Source organism: Bacillus cereus group sp. N31, from assembly GCF_016483245.1.
Taxonomy (GTDB): Bacteria; Bacillota; Bacilli; order Bacillales; family Bacillaceae_G; genus Bacillus_A; species Bacillus_A toyonensis.
The window spans coordinates 1-268 of sequence record NZ_JAEHCH010000104.1 but is presented as its reverse complement, the minus strand read 5'-3'; the positions used below and the strand labels follow the sequence as shown (position 1 = coordinate 268).

Below are 268 nucleotides of genomic sequence, written 5' to 3'. Positions count from 1 at the left end.
GGCAGACCAATATGTCTCAACCGACCCTTCTAGTAAGAGCGATCGTAAACGATGGGAATTTACGCTTCGTGAATCTCGATTTACTTTTTTATCTGACCATGGGGTGTGCTCGAAAAACGAAGTGGACTTTGGGTCTCGTCTTTTAATTGAAGCGTTTCAAATGCCAGATGTTAAAGGTAATGTGTTAGACGTAGGGTGTGGGTACGGGCCAATCGGTTTGTCGTTAGCGAAAGAGTTTCAAGATCGTGAAATTCACATGGTGGATGTG

Annotated in this window: 1 protein-coding gene; it reads left to right on the top strand. The window is 44.0% G+C overall.

Features of this window, described 5'->3' with window-relative positions; all coding sequences use genetic code 11:
* A partial coding sequence (locus tag JDS81_RS29980) for a methyltransferase (RefSeq protein ID WP_199688705.1) occupies positions 1 to 268 on the top strand: 268 nt, incomplete at both ends.